This is a genomic window from Pseudomonas sp. UBT (assembly GCF_050915955.1).
In the GTDB taxonomy this organism is placed as follows: domain Bacteria; phylum Pseudomonadota; class Gammaproteobacteria; order Pseudomonadales; family Pseudomonadaceae; genus Aquipseudomonas; species Aquipseudomonas antarctica_A.
Window position 1 is genome coordinate 204839 of the sequence record NZ_CP168080.1, and the last position, 19687, is coordinate 224525.

The window sequence follows — 19687 nt, forward strand, 5'->3', positions numbered from 1 at the left end:
TGCCCCACCACTCGGCACCTCGCCTAGGCTCGGTGTGCCCTCACTCCGGCTTTGGACCGTGGGCCGCCGCCATGGGCCATCCTTGGCCCATCGCGGCTAACCCGGCGTCCTGCCGGGTTACCCACGCTCCAAAGCCTGCGTTCGGCCAGCGTGGTTAATGGGGCGCCTAAGATCAACAGCAGATCAAGATCAAAAGCAGAGCACGGCGGCCTAGTAGCCGACCTGAGTGGTTAGATCAAAAGCGAGCCGAGGCGGCCTGACAGCCGACCTGATCTTGGAAGCTGAAACTCAGTCAAATGTGGGAGCTGGCTTGTCGGACCGCCGAACCGCTGCGATGGCATCAATTGGGTATGCCTGATGTACCGAGGTGTCTGCATCGCAGGCAAGCCAGCTCCCACAGAAAAGCAGCCCTGTTTTTGATCTGCTTTTGCCCTGCTTTCGCTTCTACCACTCAGGTCGGCTTTCAGGCCGCCGTGCTCTGCTTTTGATCTGCTGTTGATCTTGATCTGACAGGCCCCGTTAACCACGATGGCCGAACGCAGGCTTGAATCCGTGGGTAACCCGGCAGGACGCCGGGTTAGCCGCACTGGGCCAAGGATGGCCCATTGCGGCGGCCCACGGATTCAAGCCGGAGTGCGGGCATGCCGAGCCTAGGCGAGGCACCGAGTGGTGGGGCAAAGCGTTTTTTGGTTACTTTTTTAGGCGTTTTGTAAAAAAGTGACCCGCCGTAAGGGCGGACCCCTAAGCCGCCGTTACCGCAGCAACGGATATGTACACCAACACCCCAACACCCCCGACACCCCCAACACCCCCAACACCCCGCTACCGCAGCCAAGCCAGCGCCCACCTTAGAGCGACGTTGTCTTACAACCCCCCCATCAACAAGTATTTGATCTCCAGATAATCATCCAGCCCATACCTGGAACCTTCACGACCCAGCCCAGACTCCTTGATACCGCCAAACGGCGCGACTTCAGTAGAGATAATCCCTTCGTTGATACCCACCATGCCAGCTTCCAGACCTTCAGCCATGCGCCACACCCGGCCGATATCACGACTGTAGAAGTACGCAGACAACCCGAACGGCGTGTCATTGGCACGTTGCAGCACCTCGGCCTCATCCTTGAAACGGAAGCACGCCGCCACCGGCCCAAAGGTTTCTTCCCGGGCGATCAACATATCGCCATGGGCTTCAGTCAGGATGGTCGGTTCGAAGAAGGTGCCCCCCAACGCGTGGCGACGACCGCCACACAGCAGCTTGGCGCCCTTCTCCAACGCATCGCCGACATGGGCTTCAACCTTGGCCAGCGCCGCCGCGTTGATCAGCGGGCCCTGTTCGGTTTCGCCGTCCAACGCGCTGCCCACACGCATCGCGCTGACCGCCTCCGCCAATTTGTGGGTGAAGGCCTCATACACCCCGTCCTGGATAAAGAAGCGGTTGACGCACACACAGGTCTGCCCGGTGTTGCGGAACTTGGAGGCCATGGCACCTTTGACGGCGGCCTCCAGGTCGGCATCGTCGAACACAATGAAGGGCGCGTTGCCGCCCAGTTCCAGCGAAACTTTTTTCAGCGTGTCGGCGGCCTGGCGCATCAGCAGTTTGCCGGTGCGGGTGGAGCCGGTGAATGACAGTTTGCGCACCACGCTGGAAGCTTGCAGTGCGCCGCCAATGGCGACGGCATCACCGGAGACGATGTTGAACACACCCGCCGGAATACCCGCCTGCTCCGCCAGCACCGCCAGGGCAAATGCCGACAGCGGGGTTTCTTCCGAAGGCTTGAGGATCATGGTGCAACCGGCCGCGAGCGCCGGGCCGACTTTGCGGGTGACCATCGCCAGCGGGAAGTTCCACGGGGTGATGGCAGCCACCACGCCAATTGCTTCCTTGGTCACGATGATGCGTGCATCAGCCTTGTGGGTCGGGATCACGTCGCCATAGGCGCGCTTGGCTTCTTCGCCGAACCACTCCAGAAAACTCGCGGCGTAGACCACTTCGCCCATCGCTTCGGCCAGGGGTTTGCCCTGTTCCAGGCTCAGCAGTTGGGCCAGGTCCTTCTGGTGGCCCAGCATCAGTTCGCTCCAGCGCTTGAGGCGCTGGCTGCGCTCCTTGGCGGTGAGCTTGCGCCAGGCCGGCAAAGCGCGGTTGGCGGCCTGGATGGCCAGGTCGGTGGCTTGCGCGCCCGCGCGCTGGACGTCTGCGATCAAGGCGCCATTGGCCGGATTGAGCACCGGGTACGTCGGCCCACCGCTGGACCATTGGCCATCTATGTAGTTGCCAGTACGGATCAGCGGGTTCATGCCACGGCCTCGATCAGGTTGAAACGGTCCAGGCCCGGGCGGGCCTCGCGCAGGATGCGCTTGCCGGCGGTGTAGTCGTTGATCACATCGCACGGGGTGTAGTTGCGTTCCAGCTCGTGCAGTTCTTCGGCATCCAGCTGGGTGTCGAGGGCCGCGAGTGCGCTGTCAAATTGCGCGGTGGTGTCGGCGCCTACCAGCATCACATCGACGCCGGGATGGTTGGCGACCCAGGCCTGGGCGATCTGCGCATTCGACACACCACGGGCACGTGCCACGCGTTGCACCGAATGGGCGATGTCGAACGACGCCTGGTCGCTGTACATCTGCTGGGTGAAGAAGTCGGTCTGGTTGCGGGTCGACTGCACTTCGCCGGTGAGCAAGCCACGGGCCAGCGGGCTGAACACCGAGACACCCAGGCCCTGGTCGCGGCAGAACGGGATCATCTCGCGCTCTTCTTCACGGTAGGCGCAGTTCAGTTGCAGCTGCATATTGATGGGCTTGACCCAGCCATTGCGCTCGCAGGCCATGAGGATCTTGGCCAGTTGGCCGGTGAGCATGGTCGATACGCCGATATAACGGGCCTTGCCGGAACGCACAATGTCGTTCATCGCGGCCATGGTTTCTTCGACCGGCGTATTGACATCGAAGTAATGCAGCATGAACACGTCGACGTAATCCATGCGCAGCCGGCTGAGGGACGCGTCGATGCTGTCCATGATGTGCTTGCGCGAGTGGCCGCTGGCGTTGATGCCATTGCGGGTGCCATAACCGACTTTGGTGGTGACCACGATGTCTTCACGCCGTGCCACGCGCTTGAGGATGCGCCCCACCACTTCTTCGCCGACACCCGCCGAATAGAAGTCAGCCAGGTCGATGAAGTTGACGCCGTTGTCCAGAGCGTGAGCGACGATCGGCTCGCTTTGCTTCTCATCGAAGATCCACGGTTTCCAATCCGGGGTGCCCATGTTCATGGTGCCCAGGCACAGGCGCGAGACTTGCAGGCCGGAGTTGCCCAAACGGATGTAGTGCATGGCAGTCTCCTCAGGCCTTGGGCGTGTAGAAAGGGTTACTGATGTGGTTGACCACGTCGGCCAACTGCGCGGTGTGCGGTGTGCCGGTCAAGGCGGCGCGAATCGCGGTGCGGCAGGCGTTGTAGTTATTCAGGTAGACGGCGTCCAGGTCATCGCAGGCCGGGTTGACCCAGTTGGCGGTAACGATGGCCCACTCGTCTTCGGCTTCCGGCGGCAACGTGCCGTCGAGCAAGGCTTCGAGCACCGCCTTGGCGATCCCGGCCTGGGACGCGCCCCAAGTGGCATTGCCGTGCAGATCACTGCCGATGGCGGCTTTGTTGACGTAAAGGGTCATGGGTTTGACCGGGATATTCGGCTGGGCAATCACCATGAACGGGCAATGGCCCTGGCTTGGGGATGCGAGGCTGGTGGCGAACGCTTGGCCGGCAGGGCCATTGCGTGGGCCGATCAGGATGTTGATGTGGGCAGCATTGACGCCTGGGCCTTCGAAGCCTTCGCCGATGTACAGATCAAGTGATTTCATTTTCGCAAACGCTCATTGTTGTTATGGGGAGCTTGTTGGCGAATTTTTAGCACTGGGCGTTGAGGCGGCCGTAACCATTAAAAGTCATAGGGGTGTGAGTTTTGCTCATGGCCCCTGCGACGATCGGTGCCCGCTTGTGCCGTTGACCTGGTTTGTTACACACCATATAGTGTGCCCACAAACAGAACAGACCACTACATAGTGTGCAGCACCGGTATTTACTGACCACACTACGCGCAGTATTTCAATGCCTAGTAGCCTGCAAAACGCATATTTTTGGACGGGCTTAGACGCCGTCAAAACAGAACAGGAAGGAGTATTTCAATGCTGAGTTGGGATGAAGTCGACAACGAAGACACCGGTGCAGCGGTGATCAAAGGCGCCAACGCCGGCCACGCCAGCGAAGCCAACATGGACCGCCTCGACGGTGCCGGCGCCGCTGCTGCCATCGAAGCCCGCGCCGTCACCGCCAGTGACTCCGCCGCCATCGTGCGCGCCAAGGCCGCCCTGGACAAACTCGACGTCGCCGAAGGCCTCGCTGAGCTGGAAGGCTCCGCCGCCCGCGTCGCCGTTGACGAAAAGCGCATGATCAACTGCCGCGCCGACCTCAACCAACTCGTGCCCTTCAAGTACGACTGGGCCTGGCAAAAGTACCTCGACGGCTGCGCCAACCACTGGATGCCGCAAGAGGTCAACATGACCGCCGACATCGCGCTGTGGAAAAACCCCGAAGGCCTGACCGACGACGAACGCCGCATCGTCATGCGCAACCTGGGCTTCTTCTCCACCGCCGACTCTCTGGTTGCCAACAACCTGGTGCTGGCCGTTTACCGCCTGATCACCAACCCGGAGTGCCGCCAGTACATCCTGCGCCAGGCCTTCGAAGAAGCGATCCACACCCACGCCTACCAGTACTGCATCGAATCGCTGGCCATGGATGAAGGCGAGATCTTCAACATGTACCACGAGATCCCATCGGTGGCTAAAAAAGCCGCGTGGGGCCTGAAGTACACCCGTTCGATCTCCGATCCGAAGTTCGAAACCGGCACCGTCGAAACCGACAAAGAACTGCTGCGCAACCTGGTCGCCTACTACTGCGTCCTCGAAGGCATCTTCTTCTACTGCGGCTTCACCCAGATCCTGTCCATGGGTCGCCGCAACAAGATGACCGGCGTGGCCGAGCAGTTCCAGTACATCCTGCGCGACGAGTCGATGCACCTGAACTTCGGTATCGACGTGATCAACCAGATCAAAATCGAAAACCCGCACTTGTGGGATGCCGAGATGAAGGAAGAAGCGACCCAGATGATCCTGCAAGGGACGCAGCTGGAGATTGAATATGCTCGCGATACCATGCCGCGCGGCGTGTTGGGCATGAATGCGGCGATGATGGAGGATTATCTGAAGTTCATCGCTAACCGCCGTCTGTCGCAGATTGGCTTGAAGGAAGAGTATCCAGGGACGACTAACCCGTTCCCGTGGATGAGCGAGATCATGGACTTGAAGAAAGAGAAGAATTTCTTCGAAACCCGCGTGATCGAGTATCAAACTGGCGGCGCTTTAAGCTGGGACTGATTGATGCGGATGTGAGAGCGGGCTTGCTCGCGAATGGGGTGTATCAGTCACTGTAGATGGCGACTGACACACCGCTTTCGCGAGCAAGCCCGCTTCCACATTTGGATTATCGCCATTCAGCAAACCCAGGACGCATCCCGCTCCGTCTGCAAGCCATACCGTTCAATCGCTTCCTGGCACACCCGCGCCTCCACACTGCCCTGTTCCACCAACGCCGTCAGCGCCGCCAGCACTATGTGGTGCCGATCGACCTCAAAGAAATCACGCAACGCCGCCCGTGTATCACTGCGACCGAACCCATCGGTGCCGAGCACGGTGTAGCTGGCATCCAGGTACGAAGCGATCATCTGCGGCACCGCGCGTACATAGTCGGATACGGCAATCACCGGTGCGCCTTGGGGCAAGCAGTCCTGCACATGGCTGCAACGCTTGGTAGCCTGCGGGTGCAGGCGATTCCACCGCTCGACGTCCCGCGCTTCCCGCGCCAGTTCGCTGAAACTGGTGACGCTGAACACCTCGCTCGCCACTTGCCAATCCTCGGCCAGCAACTGCGCGGCGGCCTGGGCCTCACGCACCAGGGTGCCGGAACCGAGCAGGCGCACCTTAGCGTCGACGGCGCCCTCCAGCCTATACATGCCCTTGATAATCGCCGCCTCTACACCCTCGGGCAGGCTTGGTTGCGGGTAGTTTTCGTTCATCAGGGTCACGTAGTAGAACTCGTCCACATCGTGCTCGAGCATCTGGCGCATGCCGTGGTCAAGAATCACCGCGAACTCACCGGCAAACGCCGGATCGTAGGCCCTGCAGTTGGGCACGGTGGCGGCAGTGAGGTGGCTGCTGCCGTCCTGGTGCTGCAGCCCTTCGCCGCCCAAGGTGGTGCGCCCGGCGGTGGCGCCGAGCAGGAAGCCACGGGCACGTTGATCGGCGGCAGCCCAGATCAGATCACCGACGCGCTGGAAACCGAACATCGAGTAGTAGATGTAGAACGGCAACATGCGCAGGCCATGCACCGAATAGCTGGTCGCCGCTGCCACCCAGGAACTGATGGCGCTGGCTTCGCTGATGCCCTCTTCAAGAATCTGCCCGTCGGTGGCTTCGCGGTAGCTGAGGATCGAGCCAATGTCTTCTGGCTCGTAACACTGGCCGACACTGGAATAGATGCCAATCTGCTTGAACAGGTTGGCCATGCCAAAGGTGCGCGCCTCATCGGCGACAATGGGCACGATACGCGGGCCCAGGGCCTTGTCCTTGAGCAGGTTGGTGAGCATGCGCACGAAAGCCATGGTGGTGGACATTTCCTTGCCCGCCGCCGCCGTGGCGAAACCGGCGTAACCCGCCACTGGCGGTACGCTTACCGGTGCTGCGAGCTGGCTGCGGCTGGGCACATAACCGCCCAAGGCATGGCGACGTTGACGCAAGTAGCGCAGTTCAGGGCTGTCATCCGACGGTTTAAAGAAACTCAGCGATTCGGTCTGCGCATCCGACAGCGGCAGTTGGAAGCGATTGCGAAAGGCAAGCAGCGCCTCGCGATCCAGTTTCTTCTGCTGGTGAGTGGTCATCTTGCCCTGCCCGGCCTCGCCCATGCCGAAGCCCTTTTTGGTCTGGGCCAGGATTACCGTCGGCTGGCCTTTGACGCGGCGCGCGGCGTGATAGGCGGCGTGGATCTTGACCATATCGTGGCCACCGCGTTTCAGGCGGTCGATCTGTTCGTCGCTCATGCCCTCGACCAGTTTGGCCAGAGACGCACTTTGGCCGAAAAAATGTTTGCGGTTATAGGCGCCATCCTTGGCAGCGAAGGTCTGGAATTGCCCGTCGACGGTGTGCGACAGGGTATTCACCAGTGAGCCGTCGCTGTCCTTGGCGAGCAAGGCGTCCCAGTCGGAACCCCACACCAGTTTGATCACGTTCCAGCCGGCACCGGCAAATAACGCTTCCAGCTCGTCGATGATTCGACCATTGCCGCGCACCGGGCCGTCGAGGCGTTGCAGGTTGCAGTTGACCACCCAGGTCAGGTTGTCCAGGCCTTCGCGGGCGGCCAGGGTCAGGGCCGACATGCTTTCCGGTTCATCCATTTCGCCGTCGCCGAATACGCCCCACACGTGACGGTCGGTAGTGTCCAGCAAGCCGCGATGCTGCAGGTAGCGCATGAATCGCGCCTGAAAAATCGAACTGATCGGGCCAATACCCATGGAACCGGTGGGGAACTGCCAGAAGTCGGGCATCAACCACGGGTGGGGGTAGCTGGAGAGCCCGCGTGCGCCGGCTTTTGGCGCTCCGATCTCTTGGCGATAGTGGGTCAGGTCGTTTTCGCTCAAGCGCCCTTCGAGAAAGGCACGCGCATAAATGCCGGGTGCAGAATGCGGTTGGTAGAACACCAGATCGCCGCCGAACCCGTCTTTGCGGGCGCGGAAGAAGTGGTTGAAGCCCACTTCGAACAAATCCGCCGCACTGGCGTAACTGGCGATATGACCACCGAGTTCGCCATATGCCTGGTTAGCCCGTACCACCATGGCCAGGGCGTTCCAGCGCACCAGCGAGGCCACCCGCTCTTCGGTGGCGAGGTCGCCGGGAAAGGCCGGCTGCTGCTCAACGCTGATGCTGTTGATATACGGCGTACCGTGGCGCGGTTTCCAGTCGATAGCCGGGGCGCTGCCTTCACGTGCCAGCAGGTCGAGAATCTGCCGCGCCCGCGCAGGCCCGGCATTGGCCACCAGCGACGCCAGAGCGTCACGCCATTCGTCCTGCTCTACTTGATCCACAGCGGTGTGACTGACTGCACGCGCGAAACCGTTCATGGGCACCTCCGGGCTTTTTTCCAGTTTATGTCGGTGCCAGAGGTTTTTTTGACTGTTATACCCCGTGCGCTTGAGCACTTTGAGCATGAATCACTGCCCATCCGCTTTTTCCCAGCACGATGTGCTCCAACCCCCCTGAAACCCGTAACTGTGTTTAAAATGCCGCCCGCTCAAAGACCGACGCTGAATGATGAACCCAGACGCACTCGCTACCTTGCACGCCCATTTGCTCACCGCCCTGGCCGGCGCGCCGGCTGAAACCCGGCGTTTGTTCCATGGCCGTGGCCGCTGCTGGCCGGGGCTGGAACAACTGACGGTGGACTGGCTGCAAGGCGTGGTGCTGGTTGCCCTGTTCAAAGAGACGGAGCAACTGGATGCCTTGAAGCAGCAACTGGTGCAGATTGATTGGGCTCGCTTCGGTGTTCATACGGTCGCCCTGCAACACCGCTATCTGCCGCAGAGCACCACCGAATGGCTGGTGGGCGAAGCGATGGATGAGCTGACCATCACCGAAGGTGGCCTGCGTTACCTGATCGACCTGGGTAAAAAACAGAACAGCGGGCTGTTTCTTGACATGCGCTACGGCCGCAACTGGGTCCGCGAGCAGGCCAAGGGCCAGCGCGTGCTTAACCTGTTCGCCTATACCTGTGGGTTTTCGGTGGCCGCCATCGAAGGTGGCGCGGACCATGTGGTGAACCTGGACATGGCCCGTGGCGCCCTGAGCCGTGGGCGCGACAACCATCGCCTGAATGGTCACGACCTGAGCAAGGTCACCTTTCTGGGCCACGACTTGTTCAAGTCCTGGGCCAAAGTCACCAACAGTGGCCCCTACGACCTGGTGATCATCGACCCGCCCTCTTTCCAGAAAGGCAGCTTCCTGCTGACCAAGGACTACCAGCGCGTACTGCGCCGCCTGCCGGATTTGCTCACGGCGCAAGGCACGGTATTGGCCTGCATGAACGACCCGGCCTTCGGCGAAGACTTCCTGATTGACGGTGTAACCCGCGAAGCACCGGGCCTGCGCTTTGTCGAGCGGCTGGAGAACCCACCGGAATTTCCGGATATCGACCCTCAAAGTGGTCTGAAGGCGCTGGTGTTCCGTCAGGGCTGATGCCGAAACGTCCTACGCTTGCTACGCTAAGTGATATACCGGGAGGGTGAACCTTATCCCCCCCTTCCCGGTCGATACCTGCACCCCCTGGCCAGACTCGACGGCGTTACGTCGTCGGCTGCCCCGTTTGACCTTTTGGAGAACCGCCCGTGATATCGACCCTGCATGTAGCCAGACTCAAAGCCTGGGGCGCCCACGGCTTTACCGCCACCGGTGTGGTATTGGCCTTCCTGGCCACCCTGGCACTGCTGGAAAACTCACCCAAGGCTTGCCTGCTGTGGCTGGGCCTCGCGTTGGTGGTCGATGGTGTCGACGGCTCGCTGGCGCGCCGAGTGAATGTGAGTACGGTATTACCGAGCTTTGATGGCTCGGTGCTGGACCTGGTGATTGATTACCTGACCTACGTGTTTATTCCGGCACTGTTTATCTACCGCTATATCGACCTGCCGGACTTTACGCACCTGTTCACGGTTTCGGTGATTCTGGTGTCGTCGTTGTTCTGCTTCTGCAACGTGAATATGAAGAGCAAGGACAACTACTTTGTCGGCTTCCCCGCCGCGTGGAACGTGGTTGCCCTGTGCGTCTACATCATCCAGCCGCAAGCCTGGGTCACGTTGCTGACCGTGATCGGCCTGGCGCTGTTGACGGTGACCCCCATGAAGTTCCTGCACCCGTTCCGGGTCAAGCGGTTCATGCCGATCAATATCGCAGTCACCACGATCTGGTTGCTGTGCAGCTTTTTGATGGTGGTGGATTATCCGAATACCAACCCGTGGACGTTCGGGCTGTGGTCGCTGATGTCGGCTTACTTCCTCGGGATTTGTGTGTGGCGCACCGCGCTGGAGTGGTTAGGCACACACCGTTAATAAAGTGGGCAGGATTTAAAAGGTGGGAGCAAACCCGCTCCCACATTTGGTTCTGCCTTCATCAGACAGGTAAGATACTGGCCTTCGGTACAGCCCCTTCGCTGCGCCCTGCCAATAATAAGCCCTGCCCATGCCCTTCGAACTCAGCGTTGACCTGACCACCCTCGCCATTCTCGCCGTCGTTGCCTTTATCGCCGGTTTCATCGACGCCATCGCCGGCGGCGGCGGCCTGCTCACCACGCCGGCCCTGCTGACCGCCGGCATGCCGCCACACCTGGTACTGGGCACCAACAAACTGAGTTCGACGTTCGGCTCCGCCACCGCGAGCTTCACCTTCTACCGGCGCAAACTGTTTCACCCGCGCCAATGGGTCCATGCCATCGTCGGCACCCTGATCGGGGCCCTGGCCGGTGCGGTGGTCGCCCACTACCTGCCCGCCGAAACCCTGAACAAAATGCTCCCGGTCATCGTGTTCGGTTGCGGTGTGTACCTGCTGTTCGGCGGCACGCCCAAGGCGCCGCTGGATGCCGATGCACCCATCAAGAAGAAATGGCAGTCCACCCAAGGCTTCGGCCTGGGCTTCTACGATGGCGTGGCCGGGCCCGGCACCGGCGCGTTCTGGACGGTGAGCACGATGCTGCTGCACCCGATCGACCTGGTCAAAGCCAGCGGCGTGGCGCGCAGCATGAACTTCGTCAGCAACGCGGCGGCACTGTCGGTGTTCATCTTCAACGGTTCGGTGGACTGGATCGTCGGCCTGGCGATGGGCTTCTCGGTGATGGGTGGCGCGTTCTTTGGCGCACGCAGCGCGATCAGCGGCGGCGCCAAATTCATTCGCCCGGTGTTTATCACCGTGGTGCTCGGCCTGACCGTGCGCCTAGCCTGGCAGCACTGGTTCAGCGTGGCCTAAGCGCCGAGCCAGGTAGAGGTCGATCAGGTAGCGCGCAATCGAGCGTGACGCCGGCAACGGCGGCAGGTCGTGGATGTTGAACCACTGCGCGTCTTCGATCTCGTCGGCCTGGGGCACGATGTCGCCGCCGGCGTACTCGGCATGGAACCCCAGCATCATCGAGTGTGGGAACGGCCAGCATTGGCTGCCCATGTACTGGATATTCTTGACCTCCACCTGCACTTCTTCGCGTACTTCGCGAATCAGGCAGTCTTCAGCGGATTCACCCGGCTCGGCAAACCCGGCCAGGGTGCTGTAGACACCGCTGACAAAGCGTGGCGAGCGTGCCAACAGGATCTCGTCGCCCCGCGTCACCAGCACGATCATGCTCGGCGAAATCCTCGGGTAGCTGCGCAGGTCGCACGCCTGGCAATACATCGCCCGCTCCCGTGGCACCTGGACCATGGCCTGGCCGCAACTGCCGCAAAACCGATGTTCCCGCGCCCATGTGCCGATCTGCGCGGCGTAACCCAACACTTTGTACAGCGTGTGGTCGCCTTGCAGCATGAAGCCGCGCAAACCCTGCCAACTGCAACCCGGCACATCACTGGCCGAGTTGAGTTCAAGCAAGTACACCGGCTCGCCATCGAGGTGGCCGATGCCATGTTCGGCGAACACCGAGAGGTCCTGGCGCTTGAGCCATTCCCGGGGAAACAGCGGGCCGTTGGTGTCATGCAAAAAGCCTTCGCGGCTGCGGGCGACGGCCCAGCCGCCGGGGGCGTCGTTGTCGAGCAGCGTTGTGGTAATCCAGCCTGGGGTCATGTCGGTCAATCCACGAATTCGGGTTTCTGCTTGCTCATATGGGCCGCGATGGCCACACGCAGGTCGTTGGATTGCAACATAGCCGAGTTCCAGGTGGCAACGTATTCCAAACCATCATTGACCGTGTGGTCGCGCATGTAGCTGATCATGGCCTTGGTGCCGGCCACGGCAATCGGCGACTTGGCGGCGATTTGCTGGGCAATTTCCATGACGCCAGCCAACAGGCTTTCATAGTCCGAATACACGCGATTGACCAGGCCAATGCTGCGCGCTTCCTCAGCGCCAAACTGGCGGCCGGTATAAGCCAGCTCACGCAACATCCCGTCGCCGACAATACGCGGCAGGCGTTGCAAGGTGCCGACGTCGGCGGCCATGCCGATGTCGATTTCCTTGATGGAAAATTGCGCATCCTCGGCGGCGTAGCGCATGTCGCAGGCGCTGATCAGGTCGATAGCGCCGCCAATGCAGTAGCCGTGGATCGCCGCCAGTACGGGTTTACGGCAGTTGTCGACGGCGTTGAAGGACGCTTGCAGTTCCAGGATCTTGCGGCGCAACAGGCGTGCATTGCGGCCTACGTCCTTGCCGAACTCATTGGCCACCGAGGCAAGCATCATCAAGTCGATGCCCGAGGAAAAATGCTTGCCGGCGCCGCTGAGCACCACGGCGCGGACGGCGTCGGTGTCTTCGACCCATTGGAAGATGTCGATGATTTCGGTCCAGAACGCCGCGTTCATCGCATTGATCTTTTCCGGTCGGTTGATCTGCACATGGGCAACGTTGCCGGTGAGTTCGACGACGAAGGCTTGGTATTCGGACATGGCAGTGATCCCTGACTGGCGAGTGATAAGGCCCGAACTATAACAAGGGAGCGCGACGGCGCATCAGCCAAAAACGGGACTGGCAAACGTAATGAAAGGATGTGGGCGAGAGGTTCATGCAGCGCCGATACATTTCATCCCGAAAGCGCGACTTATCGGCTATACAATCAGGGCCCTTGCCTGGAGCCGTGTATGCCGTCCACGTTTCGTTCATCGTTGATTCTGGCCCTGGTGGTCGTGCTGACCGGGATTGGCGCGGGTCTGGGCGGCATGCTCCTGGCGTTGCTGCTGCATGGCATCCAGCATTTGGCCTACGGTTACAGCCTCGACAGCCTGGTCAGCCATGAAACCTTTTTATGGGGCGTGACCGCTGCGCCGCCGGAGCGCCGCGTGTGGGTGCTGGTGGTGTGCGGTGTGGTGGCGGGGTTGGGCTGGTGGACGATTTATCGCTACGGTCGCCCGCTGGTCAGTATCAAGCAGGCGGTATCGCCCAGCATGCCGAGCATGCCGCCCAAGACCACCCTCGCCCACAGCGTGCTGCAGATCATCACCGTGGCCCTTGGCTCGCCACTGGGGCGTGAAGTGGCGCCGCGTGAAGTCGGCGCATTGGCGGCGACGTGGTTGTCGCAACGTGCGCGGCTTGAACCCGACATGCACCGCTTGATTGTGGCGTGCGGTGCGGGCGCCGGGCTGGCGGCAGTCTATAACGTGCCGTTGGGCGGCGCGGTGTTTGTGCTGGAAGTGCTGGTGGGGGCATTCAGTTGGCCGGCGGCCGTGATTGCCCTGACGACTTCGGCGCTGGGCGCGGCAGTGGCGTGGATCGGTCTGGGCGCGCAATCGCAATATGAGGTGCCGCACTTTGCGCTGAGCCCGGCATTAATCGCCTGGGCGGTGGTCTGCGGGCCAGTGTTTGGCGTGGCCGCCTATGGCTTTACCCGCCTTACCGGCGCCGCCAGGGCCAATGCCGCGCGCGGCTGGCGTTTACCGGTGTTGTCGGTGATCAACTTCACGATTATCGGTGGGCTGGCGATGCTGCTGCCGCAAATTCTCGGCAATGGCAAAGGCCCGGCGCAATTGGGCTTCGACAATGAACTGAGCATCGGCCTGGCCGCCATTCTGCTGCTGGTCAAGGTGCTGATCACCGCCAGCAGCCTGCGCGCCGGGGCCGAAGGCGGTCTGCTGACGCCGGGCCTGGCCAACGGCGCATTGCTGGCGACCATCCTCGGCGGCGCCTGGAGCCTACTGTGGCCCGGCGTGCCGCTGGGGGCGTTTGCGATCATCGGCGCGGCGGCGTTCCTGGCGGCCAGCATGAGCATGCCGCTGACCGCGATTGTGCTGGTGGCGGAATTTACCCGCATCGACCATGACTTTCTGGTGCCGATCATTCTCGCAGTGGTGGGCGCAACGTGCGTGAGCAAGCTGTGCCAACGTCGCAGCTAAAACCCGGCAAAAACGCTGGAAAAAAGCCGGCCCAGGCGCCATCCTTCGCGCTTTAAGCCGCCCATCAGCGGCGTTCGACGCTCAAAGGAAATGCCATGCACGCCCAACCTCTCGCCCCTGCCGATTTCGAATTCATCGAAGAAACCTTGCTCAAGTACGGCGACGATCATTCGGTGCTGAACCTGGCCGAACTCGACGGCTATTTCACCGCGCTGGTGTCCAGCCCGGCACAAGTGGAAGTCGGTGAGTGGTTCCCGGCGATCTGGGGTGGGCAGAACCCGGCGTGGGAGAGTGCCGAAGAGGCCCAGCGCTTCCTGGAGCTGTGCGTGCGCCATATGAATACCCTGGCGGCGCAACTGGCAACCGATACGCAAAACTTCAAGGCACGCTTCGATGACACCGAACATCAAGGCCAGGCCGTAACGCTCGCTGAAGAATGGTGCTTTGGCTATATCCGTGGTGCCGCGATTGGCAACTGGCCGGAACTGCCGGCCGAACAGGCCACGCAGTTGGAGAAAATTTCCTGGTGCGCCGAGCAGGATAACTTCGAGTTGCCGGCGGACCTGGATGTAAACGCCCATCAACAGCAGGTCAGCGAAATCGAACCGGCCGTGCGGGCGTTACATGATTACTGGTTGAGCAAGCGTTAATCGGACTTACTTGAAGTCCAGGTCAAACGCCTGATAAAACGCGTTGCCGGTGTTGGCCACGATCCACATCAACACCACTACGTGCCGGCCCTTCTTGCCTTTGGGCAGGGTGACCTGGTGTTCGACCTTGGCTTTCATTTCGTCGGCGTGCTGGTAGTAAGGCACTTGGGTGTAAAAGTCTTCAAAGAACGGCTTGGCCTCCAGTTGAGCGCGGCTGATGCGCTGCTTGGGGTCCCAGCCATCCTTGGTGATCAACCAACGATAGCCACGGGTGACGTGGGCGGCGGTGTATTCCCACTGCACCTTGAACACCTGGCCGGCCTCGACATTCAGCAACGGCCAGTTAAACGGGGTATTGAGCTTTTTGCTCATTTCCTCGTCGGTGAAGTTGATGCAGTCACGGTCGTCGGTTTTACCGCCGCTCAGGATATACCCATCGGCAGGTGGCGTTACGCTGGGGTCGTCGGTTTCATAGGGTGCTGGGAAAGGCCCGGCGGTGAGTGCCGGGAAGTTCTTGCCGCCTTCCATTTCGTTGACTTGCCAGTTGCCCAACAGCCCGCGTTCCACTGCCACGGAACCACGGCTGGCCGGCGTCACGACGCGACCATGTCTGAGTTGAGTCTCGGGTTTGTTCATTTCATTCACTCCTTGATTGAATATGCCCCGTCATGGGGCACGCTTCGAACTTACCTCGCTGCGTTTTATTGTCCAGCAGGCACTTCTCTCGGAAACTTCATACTTCGCCTCAGTTTCGCGGAGTAAAGGCCTTTGTCCTGCATCAATTTTGGCAGTAGTCCTACCCGGTAACGAGCGGTACGGCTACACGCTGCGTTAGGGATAAGACACCAAGTCGACACCGATGTAGGAAATGTCGACCTGGATTAGGTTATTCGTTGCGGCCGTCCTCCGATTCTTGGTATCAAAAGCGCCTTCAATAAAAAACGCCCGCTCAAAGGACTGATTGACCATGCCCGCACACGCCGACGCCTTCCACGCCCTTCACCGCGACACCTTGCTGATCCTGCCCAATGTCGCCGACGCCGGCGGTGCGCGCCTGGTGGCGCAACTGGGCAGTAAGGCCGTTGCCACCAGCAGCGCAGCCGTGGCGTGGGCGCATGGTTACAAGGATGGCAACCAGTTGCCGCAGCCGCTGCTGGTCAGCACTGTGCACTCCATCGTGCGGGTTATCGACGTCCCCCTGAGTGTCGATATCGAAGGCGGTTATTCGGACGACCCGCAGCAGGTCGGCCAACTCGTGGAAGCGCTGATCGAGGCCGGCGCCGTGGGCATCAACCTGGAAGACGGTGCCGGTTCGCCTGAACTATTGGCGCGCAAGATCGAAATAGCGCGCCAGATCGCCGATCGCTGCGGGGTGAAGCTGTTTATCAATGCACGCTGCGATGTGTACCTCAAGGGCTTGGTCCCCGAGGCTCAACGCCTGGAAGAGCTTGTGCGCCGCGCAAGCATTTATCAGCAGGCAGGTGCAGACGGCTTGTTCGCGGCCGGCATCCACCTTGAACACGAAATCCGGCAGCTGTGCCAGGCCACGCCCTTGCCCGTCAATGTACTGGCCTGGGCCAACCTGCCCACTCCCGAAAGCCTGCAAGCGCTGGGTGTGCGGCGCTTGACGGCGGGTTCCAGCATCGCCGAGTTCCTCTATGGGGCCATGCACCAGCTCGCGGGTGGTTTCCTGCGCACCGGCACCTTGCACACCCAAGACCTCAAGGCCTTCACCTACGGTGCAGTGAATGGGCTGATGGCGCCGTAATACGCGCCGTACAACGATCCCTGCTCGACAAGCGTGGCGTGTTTGGCTGATTATTCGGTCCGTCCGTCGCGCCACTGCGCACCACCTTGCCTTGATCAGGAGCCTTGTACCTTGAGTTCGCAGAAAACCGTGACCGTTACACCGCCTAATTTCCCCCTGAACGGCAAGGTCGCGCCGCCCGGCTCCAAATCCATTACCAACCGTGCCCTGTTGCTGGCAGCCCTGGCCAAGGGCACCAGCCGCCTGAGCGGCGCCTTGAAGAGTGATGACACCCGCCACATGTCGGTGGCCCTGCGCCAGATGGGCGTGACCATCGACGAGCCGGACGAGACCACCTTCGTGGTCACCGGCGCAGGCAAACTGCAATTGCCAACGCAACCGCTGTTTCTGGGCAATGCCGGCACCGCGATGCGTTTTCTCACCGCTGCCGTGGCGACGGTCGAAGGCACGGTGGTGCTGGACGGCGACGACTACATGCAAAAACGCCCGATCGGCCCGCTGCTGGCGACCCTTGGCCAGAACGGCATCCGCGTCGATAGCCCGACCGGCTGCCCGCCCGTGACCGTGCATGGCGTGGGCAAGATCAAGGCCAAGCGGTTTGAAATCGATGGCGGTTTGTCCAGCCAATATGTGTCAGCCCTGCTGATGCTTGCCGCATGCGGCGAAGCGCCCATTGAAGTGGCGTTGACCGGCAAAGACATTGGCGCCCGTGGCTATGTGGACCTGACCCTGGACTGCATGCGCGCGTTCGGCGCTCAAGTGGACGCGGTTGACGACACCACCTGGCGCGTGGCCCCGACCGGCTACACCGCCCATGATTACCTGATCGAACCCGACGCCTCCGCCGCCACCTACTTGTGGGCCGCTGAAGTGTTGACCGGCGGCCACATCGACATTGGCGTCGCCGCGCAAGACTTCACCCAGCCGGACGCCAAGGCACAAGCCGTGATCGCCCAGTTCCCGCACATGCAGGCCACCGTCGTCGGCTCGCAAATGCAGGACGCGATCCCGACCCTCGCGGTGCTTGCCGCGTTCAACAACACCCCGGTGCGTTTTACCGAACTGGCCAACCTGCGCGTGAAGGAATGTGATCGCGTACAGGCGCTGCACGACGGTCTCAACGAAATCCGCCCGGGTTTGGCGACCATCGAAGGTGACGACCTGCTCGTCGCCAGTGATCCTGCGTTGGCCGGCACCTCGTGCACTGCGCTGATCGACACCCACGCCGACCACCGCATCGCCATGTGCTTTGCCCTGGCCGGCCTGAAGGTGTCGGGGGTGCGTATTCAAGACCCGGACTGCGTCGCCAAGACCTACCCTGACTACTGGAAGGCCCTGGGCAGTCTTGGGGTTGCGCTGAGCTACTGATCCAACGCGTCGGCATGGGGAGGGAGTGATCATGACAATTCGCCAACCCTGCCCACCCGGCGTGTGTGTCTGCGATCGCGAACAACTGCTGCAAGTCCCCGACGCCGACCTGCGCGTCCTCAACCTGACGCGTCAGGAAGAGAAGAAGCTGATCGAACGCCTTGAAGACCTCAAAAGCCTGCAGGACCTGGAGCACATGCAACAGCGGATGTACGAGCTATTGGGTATCCGCGTGCATGTCGCGCCGGGGCACACCGAGGTCAAGAGCATGCGCGGGATACTGATCACCCTCGATGAGCTGCCCGGTATGTGCCGTAAAACCCGACAAGCCATTCCGGCGGCGATTCGCAGAGGCATGGAAAAACGCCCGGAAATTGCCTACCGCCTGCTGGACGCCCACGATTTGTTTCGCGAAGGCTGACTACCCGGCGACCGTCTCGTTTGCAAACAGGCCCTGCCCTAGCGCCTTCGCCGTCTGCAAATGCGCCTGCGCCGAGCCGCTTTCCGACTCCAGCAGCAACTTCGACGTCACCACCTGCGCGCCGCAGTAATCAAAAATCCCGTAGTCAATCTGCGTGCGCATCGCCTTGGCATAACCATGTCGTTCAAACGCGCTTGCGTCCGCTGCGCCAACCGCCAGCAGATGCACCTGCAAATGCCGCAGTTTTTTCACCACCGGGCTGTCCGGGCCGTAATCAATCGCCCAGCCGTTGACGAACACACGGTCGACCCAGCCTTTGAGCAGGCCCGGCAGCGACCACCAATAGATCGGGAACGCCAGCACCAGTGCATCCGCGCGGTCGATGCGGGCCTGTTCGGCAAGCACGTCAGCCGGCGGTTCGGCGCGCGTGCGATGTACCAGGTGGTCGGCGGCGGTGTAGCGCGGGTCGAAGCCTTCAGCGGCGAGGTCGGCGATCTCGTATGTATGGCCGGCAGCGGTCAGGCCCGCCGCCACTTGCACGGCAAGGCTGTGGGTTAGGGATTTTGGGTCGTGATGGGCAACGACGAGCAGTGCGTGCATGACATTGACTCCCTTTCAGTTTAGTCTGGGCTTAGCTACTTTTAGTAAGTTACGACCTTTAAGTTACTTTTGGTATATAAGCATGTCAAGCGATGAATCCCCTGCCCCACGTCGACGCCTTTCACGCGAAGATCGCCTTCGCCAATTGCTGGACGTGGCTTGGCAACTGGTCAGCGATGAAGGCACCGAAGCCCTGACCCTCGGCCGCCTGGCGGAACTGGCGGGCGTGACCAAACCGGTGGTCTATGACCATTTCGTCACCCGCGCCGGGTTGCTGGCTGCGCTTTACGAGGACTTCGACGGGCGCCAGAACCAGGTGCTGGCCGATGCCCTGGACGCCAGCGACGCAACATTGGAGGATCGGGCGTGGGTGATTGCCTCGTCCTATGTCGATTGCGTGTTATTGCAAGGGCGGGAAATCCCGGGCGTGATTGCCGCCTTGAGCAGTTCGCCGGAGCTGGAAACCCTCAAGCGCAAATATGAGGCAATCTTCCTCGATAAATGCCGGGATGCCCTGGCGCCGTTTGCACCCGGCGCCAATGTTTCCCAGGCCGCCATGCGCGCCATGCTCGGCGCGGCGGAAGCCTTGTCCCATGCGGCAGCCAGTGGCGAGATCAGCCGCGAAGAGGCGCAGCAGGAGTTGCTGGCGACGATTCTGGCGATGATCAAACGGGCGCGGGGTTGAATCACGCTTCACCCCGATGCCGACCGC

Annotated in this window: 18 protein-coding genes; 10 read left to right on the forward strand and 8 right to left on the reverse strand. The window is 61.3% G+C overall.

The window, feature by feature from the left end:
* Window positions 1-864 precede the first annotated feature (864 nt).
* From ACDZ94_RS24005 to fae, 3 genes are read right to left on the reverse strand one after another with little or no spacing between them, the layout of a single operon-like run.
* Window positions 865-2298: an NAD-dependent succinate-semialdehyde dehydrogenase gene (locus ACDZ94_RS24005; RefSeq protein WP_064452213.1), complete on the reverse strand. Its 1434-nt coding sequence runs from the start codon at window positions 2296-2298 to the stop codon at window positions 865-867.
* The gene (locus ACDZ94_RS24010) at window positions 2295-3329 is read right to left on the reverse strand and encodes an aldo/keto reductase (protein ID WP_432751542.1); all 1035 of its coding nucleotides are present in this window, start codon (window positions 3327-3329) and stop codon (window positions 2295-2297) included. The genes ACDZ94_RS24005 and ACDZ94_RS24010 overlap by 4 nt, the downstream gene beginning before the upstream one ends.
* A 10-nt stretch (window positions 3330-3339) precedes the next feature.
* Window positions 3340-3852, reverse strand: a complete 513-nt coding sequence (gene fae, locus ACDZ94_RS24015) for a formaldehyde-activating enzyme (RefSeq protein WP_259762594.1) — start codon at window positions 3850-3852, stop codon at window positions 3340-3342.
* 324 nt (window positions 3853-4176) lie between these two features.
* Between fae and ACDZ94_RS24020 the strand changes: the two genes are divergently transcribed.
* Entirely contained in the window at window positions 4177-5427 is a 1251-nt protein-coding gene (locus ACDZ94_RS24020) for a ribonucleotide-diphosphate reductase subunit beta (RefSeq protein ID WP_426177271.1), read from the forward strand.
* A gap of 116 nt (window positions 5428-5543) precedes the next feature.
* On the opposite strand, the gene mdeB is transcribed toward ACDZ94_RS24020, so the two are convergent.
* Entirely contained in the window at window positions 5544-8222 is a 2679-nt protein-coding gene (mdeB, locus tag ACDZ94_RS24025) for an alpha-ketoglutarate dehydrogenase (protein WP_262667801.1), read from the reverse strand.
* 190 nt (window positions 8223-8412) lie between these two features.
* Here mdeB and ACDZ94_RS24030 point away from each other — a divergent pair, with 190 nt between their 5' ends.
* The 3 genes from ACDZ94_RS24030 to ACDZ94_RS24040 all read left to right on the forward strand — a co-directional run bounded on the left by ACDZ94_RS24030 (window position 8413) and on the right by ACDZ94_RS24040 (window position 11109).
* Window positions 8413-9333 carry a class I SAM-dependent methyltransferase gene (locus tag ACDZ94_RS24030; protein WP_064454927.1) on the forward strand — a complete coding sequence of 307 codons (921 nt, stop codon included), beginning with the start codon at window positions 8413-8415 and terminating at the stop codon, window positions 9331-9333.
* Window positions 9334-9482: 149 nt separating this feature from the next.
* Window positions 9483-10199, forward strand: a complete 717-nt coding sequence (pcsA, locus tag ACDZ94_RS24035; protein WP_053256299.1) for a phosphatidylcholine synthase — start codon at window positions 9483-9485, stop codon at window positions 10197-10199.
* Between the two features lie 130 nt (window positions 10200-10329).
* The gene (locus tag ACDZ94_RS24040) at window positions 10330-11109 is read left to right on the forward strand and encodes a TSUP family transporter (protein WP_053256300.1); all 780 of its coding nucleotides are present in this window, start codon (window positions 10330-10332) and stop codon (window positions 11107-11109) included.
* Here ACDZ94_RS24040 and nudC read toward each other — a convergent pair.
* Together nudC and ACDZ94_RS24050 are read right to left on the reverse strand one after the other, a co-directional pair.
* A complete protein-coding gene (nudC, locus tag ACDZ94_RS24045; RefSeq protein WP_064452210.1) occupies window positions 11077-11910 on the reverse strand; it encodes an NAD(+) diphosphatase in 834 nt (277 codons plus the stop codon). The genes ACDZ94_RS24040 and nudC overlap by 33 nt on opposite strands.
* A gap of 5 nt (window positions 11911-11915) precedes the next feature.
* Entirely contained in the window at window positions 11916-12728 is an 813-nt protein-coding gene (locus ACDZ94_RS24050) for a crotonase/enoyl-CoA hydratase family protein (RefSeq protein WP_432751543.1), read from the reverse strand.
* 192 nt (window positions 12729-12920) lie between these two features.
* Between ACDZ94_RS24050 and ACDZ94_RS24055 the strand changes: the two genes are divergently transcribed.
* Window positions 12921-14168, forward strand: coding sequence for a chloride channel protein (locus ACDZ94_RS24055; RefSeq protein ID WP_432751544.1), 1248 nt, complete (start codon window positions 12921-12923; stop codon window positions 14166-14168).
* Between the two features lie 95 nt (window positions 14169-14263).
* On the forward strand, window positions 14264-14818 hold the full coding sequence (locus tag ACDZ94_RS24060; protein ID WP_064452207.1) for a UPF0149 family protein: 555 nt from the start codon (window positions 14264-14266) through the stop codon (window positions 14816-14818).
* A gap of 6 nt (window positions 14819-14824) precedes the next feature.
* Here ACDZ94_RS24060 and ACDZ94_RS24065 read toward each other — a convergent pair whose 3' ends face one another.
* On the reverse strand, window positions 14825-15454 hold the full coding sequence (locus ACDZ94_RS24065) for a lytic polysaccharide monooxygenase auxiliary activity family 9 protein (protein WP_221294616.1): 630 nt from the start codon (window positions 15452-15454) through the stop codon (window positions 14825-14827).
* Between the two features lie 331 nt (window positions 15455-15785).
* Between ACDZ94_RS24065 and ACDZ94_RS24070 the strand changes: the two genes are divergently transcribed.
* The 3 genes from ACDZ94_RS24070 to ACDZ94_RS24080 all read left to right on the forward strand — a co-directional run bounded on the left by ACDZ94_RS24070 (window position 15786) and on the right by ACDZ94_RS24080 (window position 18375).
* Window positions 15786-16586: an isocitrate lyase/PEP mutase family protein gene (locus ACDZ94_RS24070; protein ID WP_221294615.1), complete on the forward strand. Its 801-nt coding sequence runs from the start codon at window positions 15786-15788 to the stop codon at window positions 16584-16586.
* A gap of 111 nt (window positions 16587-16697) precedes the next feature.
* Window positions 16698-17954, forward strand: coding sequence for a 3-phosphoshikimate 1-carboxyvinyltransferase (locus tag ACDZ94_RS24075; RefSeq protein ID WP_432751545.1), 1257 nt, complete (start codon window positions 16698-16700; stop codon window positions 17952-17954).
* A gap of 31 nt (window positions 17955-17985) precedes the next feature.
* Window positions 17986-18375: a hypothetical protein gene (locus ACDZ94_RS24080; RefSeq protein WP_221294613.1), complete on the forward strand. Its 390-nt coding sequence runs from the start codon at window positions 17986-17988 to the stop codon at window positions 18373-18375.
* Here the strand turns inward: ACDZ94_RS24080 and ACDZ94_RS24085 are convergent, their stop codons facing one another.
* Window positions 18376-18975 (reverse strand): NAD(P)H-dependent oxidoreductase, encoded by a 600-nt coding sequence (locus ACDZ94_RS24085; RefSeq protein ID WP_221294612.1) that lies wholly within the window; start codon window positions 18973-18975, stop codon window positions 18376-18378.
* Between the two features lie 82 nt (window positions 18976-19057).
* Here ACDZ94_RS24085 and ACDZ94_RS24090 point away from each other — a divergent pair, with 82 nt between their 5' ends.
* The gene (locus tag ACDZ94_RS24090; RefSeq protein ID WP_064452201.1) at window positions 19058-19660 is read left to right on the forward strand and encodes a TetR/AcrR family transcriptional regulator; all 603 of its coding nucleotides are present in this window, start codon (window positions 19058-19060) and stop codon (window positions 19658-19660) included.
* Window positions 19661-19687: the final 27 nt, after the last annotated feature.

Excerpts from the sequence above, each read along its gene's own strand:
- ACDZ94_RS24040 (WP_053256300.1), top strand. The coding sequence starts at position 10,330 with ATGCCCTTCGAACTCAGCGTTGACCTGACCACCCTCGCCATTCTCGCC.
- ACDZ94_RS24090 (WP_064452201.1), top strand. The coding sequence starts at position 19,058 with ATGTCAAGCGATGAATCCCCTGCCCCACGTCGACGCCTTTCACGCGAA.
- ACDZ94_RS24085 (WP_221294612.1), bottom strand. The coding sequence starts at position 18,975 with ATGCACGCACTGCTCGTCGTTGCCCATCACGACCCAAAATCCCTAACC.
- ACDZ94_RS24030 (WP_064454927.1), top strand. The coding sequence starts at position 8,413 with ATGAACCCAGACGCACTCGCTACCTTGCACGCCCATTTGCTCACCGCC.
- ACDZ94_RS24055 (WP_432751544.1), top strand. The coding sequence starts at position 12,921 with ATGCCGTCCACGTTTCGTTCATCGTTGATTCTGGCCCTGGTGGTCGTG.
- ACDZ94_RS24065 (WP_221294616.1), bottom strand. The coding sequence starts at position 15,454 with ATGAACAAACCCGAGACTCAACTCAGACATGGTCGCGTCGTGACGCCG.
- ACDZ94_RS24050 (WP_432751543.1), bottom strand. The coding sequence starts at position 12,728 with ATGTCCGAATACCAAGCCTTCGTCGTCGAACTCACCGGCAACGTTGCC.
- mdeB (WP_262667801.1), bottom strand. The coding sequence starts at position 8,222 with ATGAACGGTTTCGCGCGTGCAGTCAGTCACACCGCTGTGGATCAAGTA.
- ACDZ94_RS24020 (WP_426177271.1), top strand. The coding sequence starts at position 4,177 with ATGCTGAGTTGGGATGAAGTCGACAACGAAGACACCGGTGCAGCGGTG.
- ACDZ94_RS24060 (WP_064452207.1), top strand. The coding sequence starts at position 14,264 with ATGCACGCCCAACCTCTCGCCCCTGCCGATTTCGAATTCATCGAAGAA.
- ACDZ94_RS24005 (WP_064452213.1), bottom strand. The coding sequence starts at position 2,298 with ATGAACCCGCTGATCCGTACTGGCAACTACATAGATGGCCAATGGTCC.
- ACDZ94_RS24010 (WP_432751542.1), bottom strand. The coding sequence starts at position 3,329 with ATGCACTACATCCGTTTGGGCAACTCCGGCCTGCAAGTCTCGCGCCTG.
- ACDZ94_RS24070 (WP_221294615.1), top strand. The coding sequence starts at position 15,786 with ATGCCCGCACACGCCGACGCCTTCCACGCCCTTCACCGCGACACCTTG.
- nudC (WP_064452210.1), bottom strand. The coding sequence starts at position 11,910 with ATGACCCCAGGCTGGATTACCACAACGCTGCTCGACAACGACGCCCCC.
- fae (WP_259762594.1), bottom strand. The coding sequence starts at position 3,852 with ATGAAATCACTTGATCTGTACATCGGCGAAGGCTTCGAAGGCCCAGGC.
- ACDZ94_RS24080 (WP_221294613.1), top strand. The coding sequence starts at position 17,986 with ATGACAATTCGCCAACCCTGCCCACCCGGCGTGTGTGTCTGCGATCGC.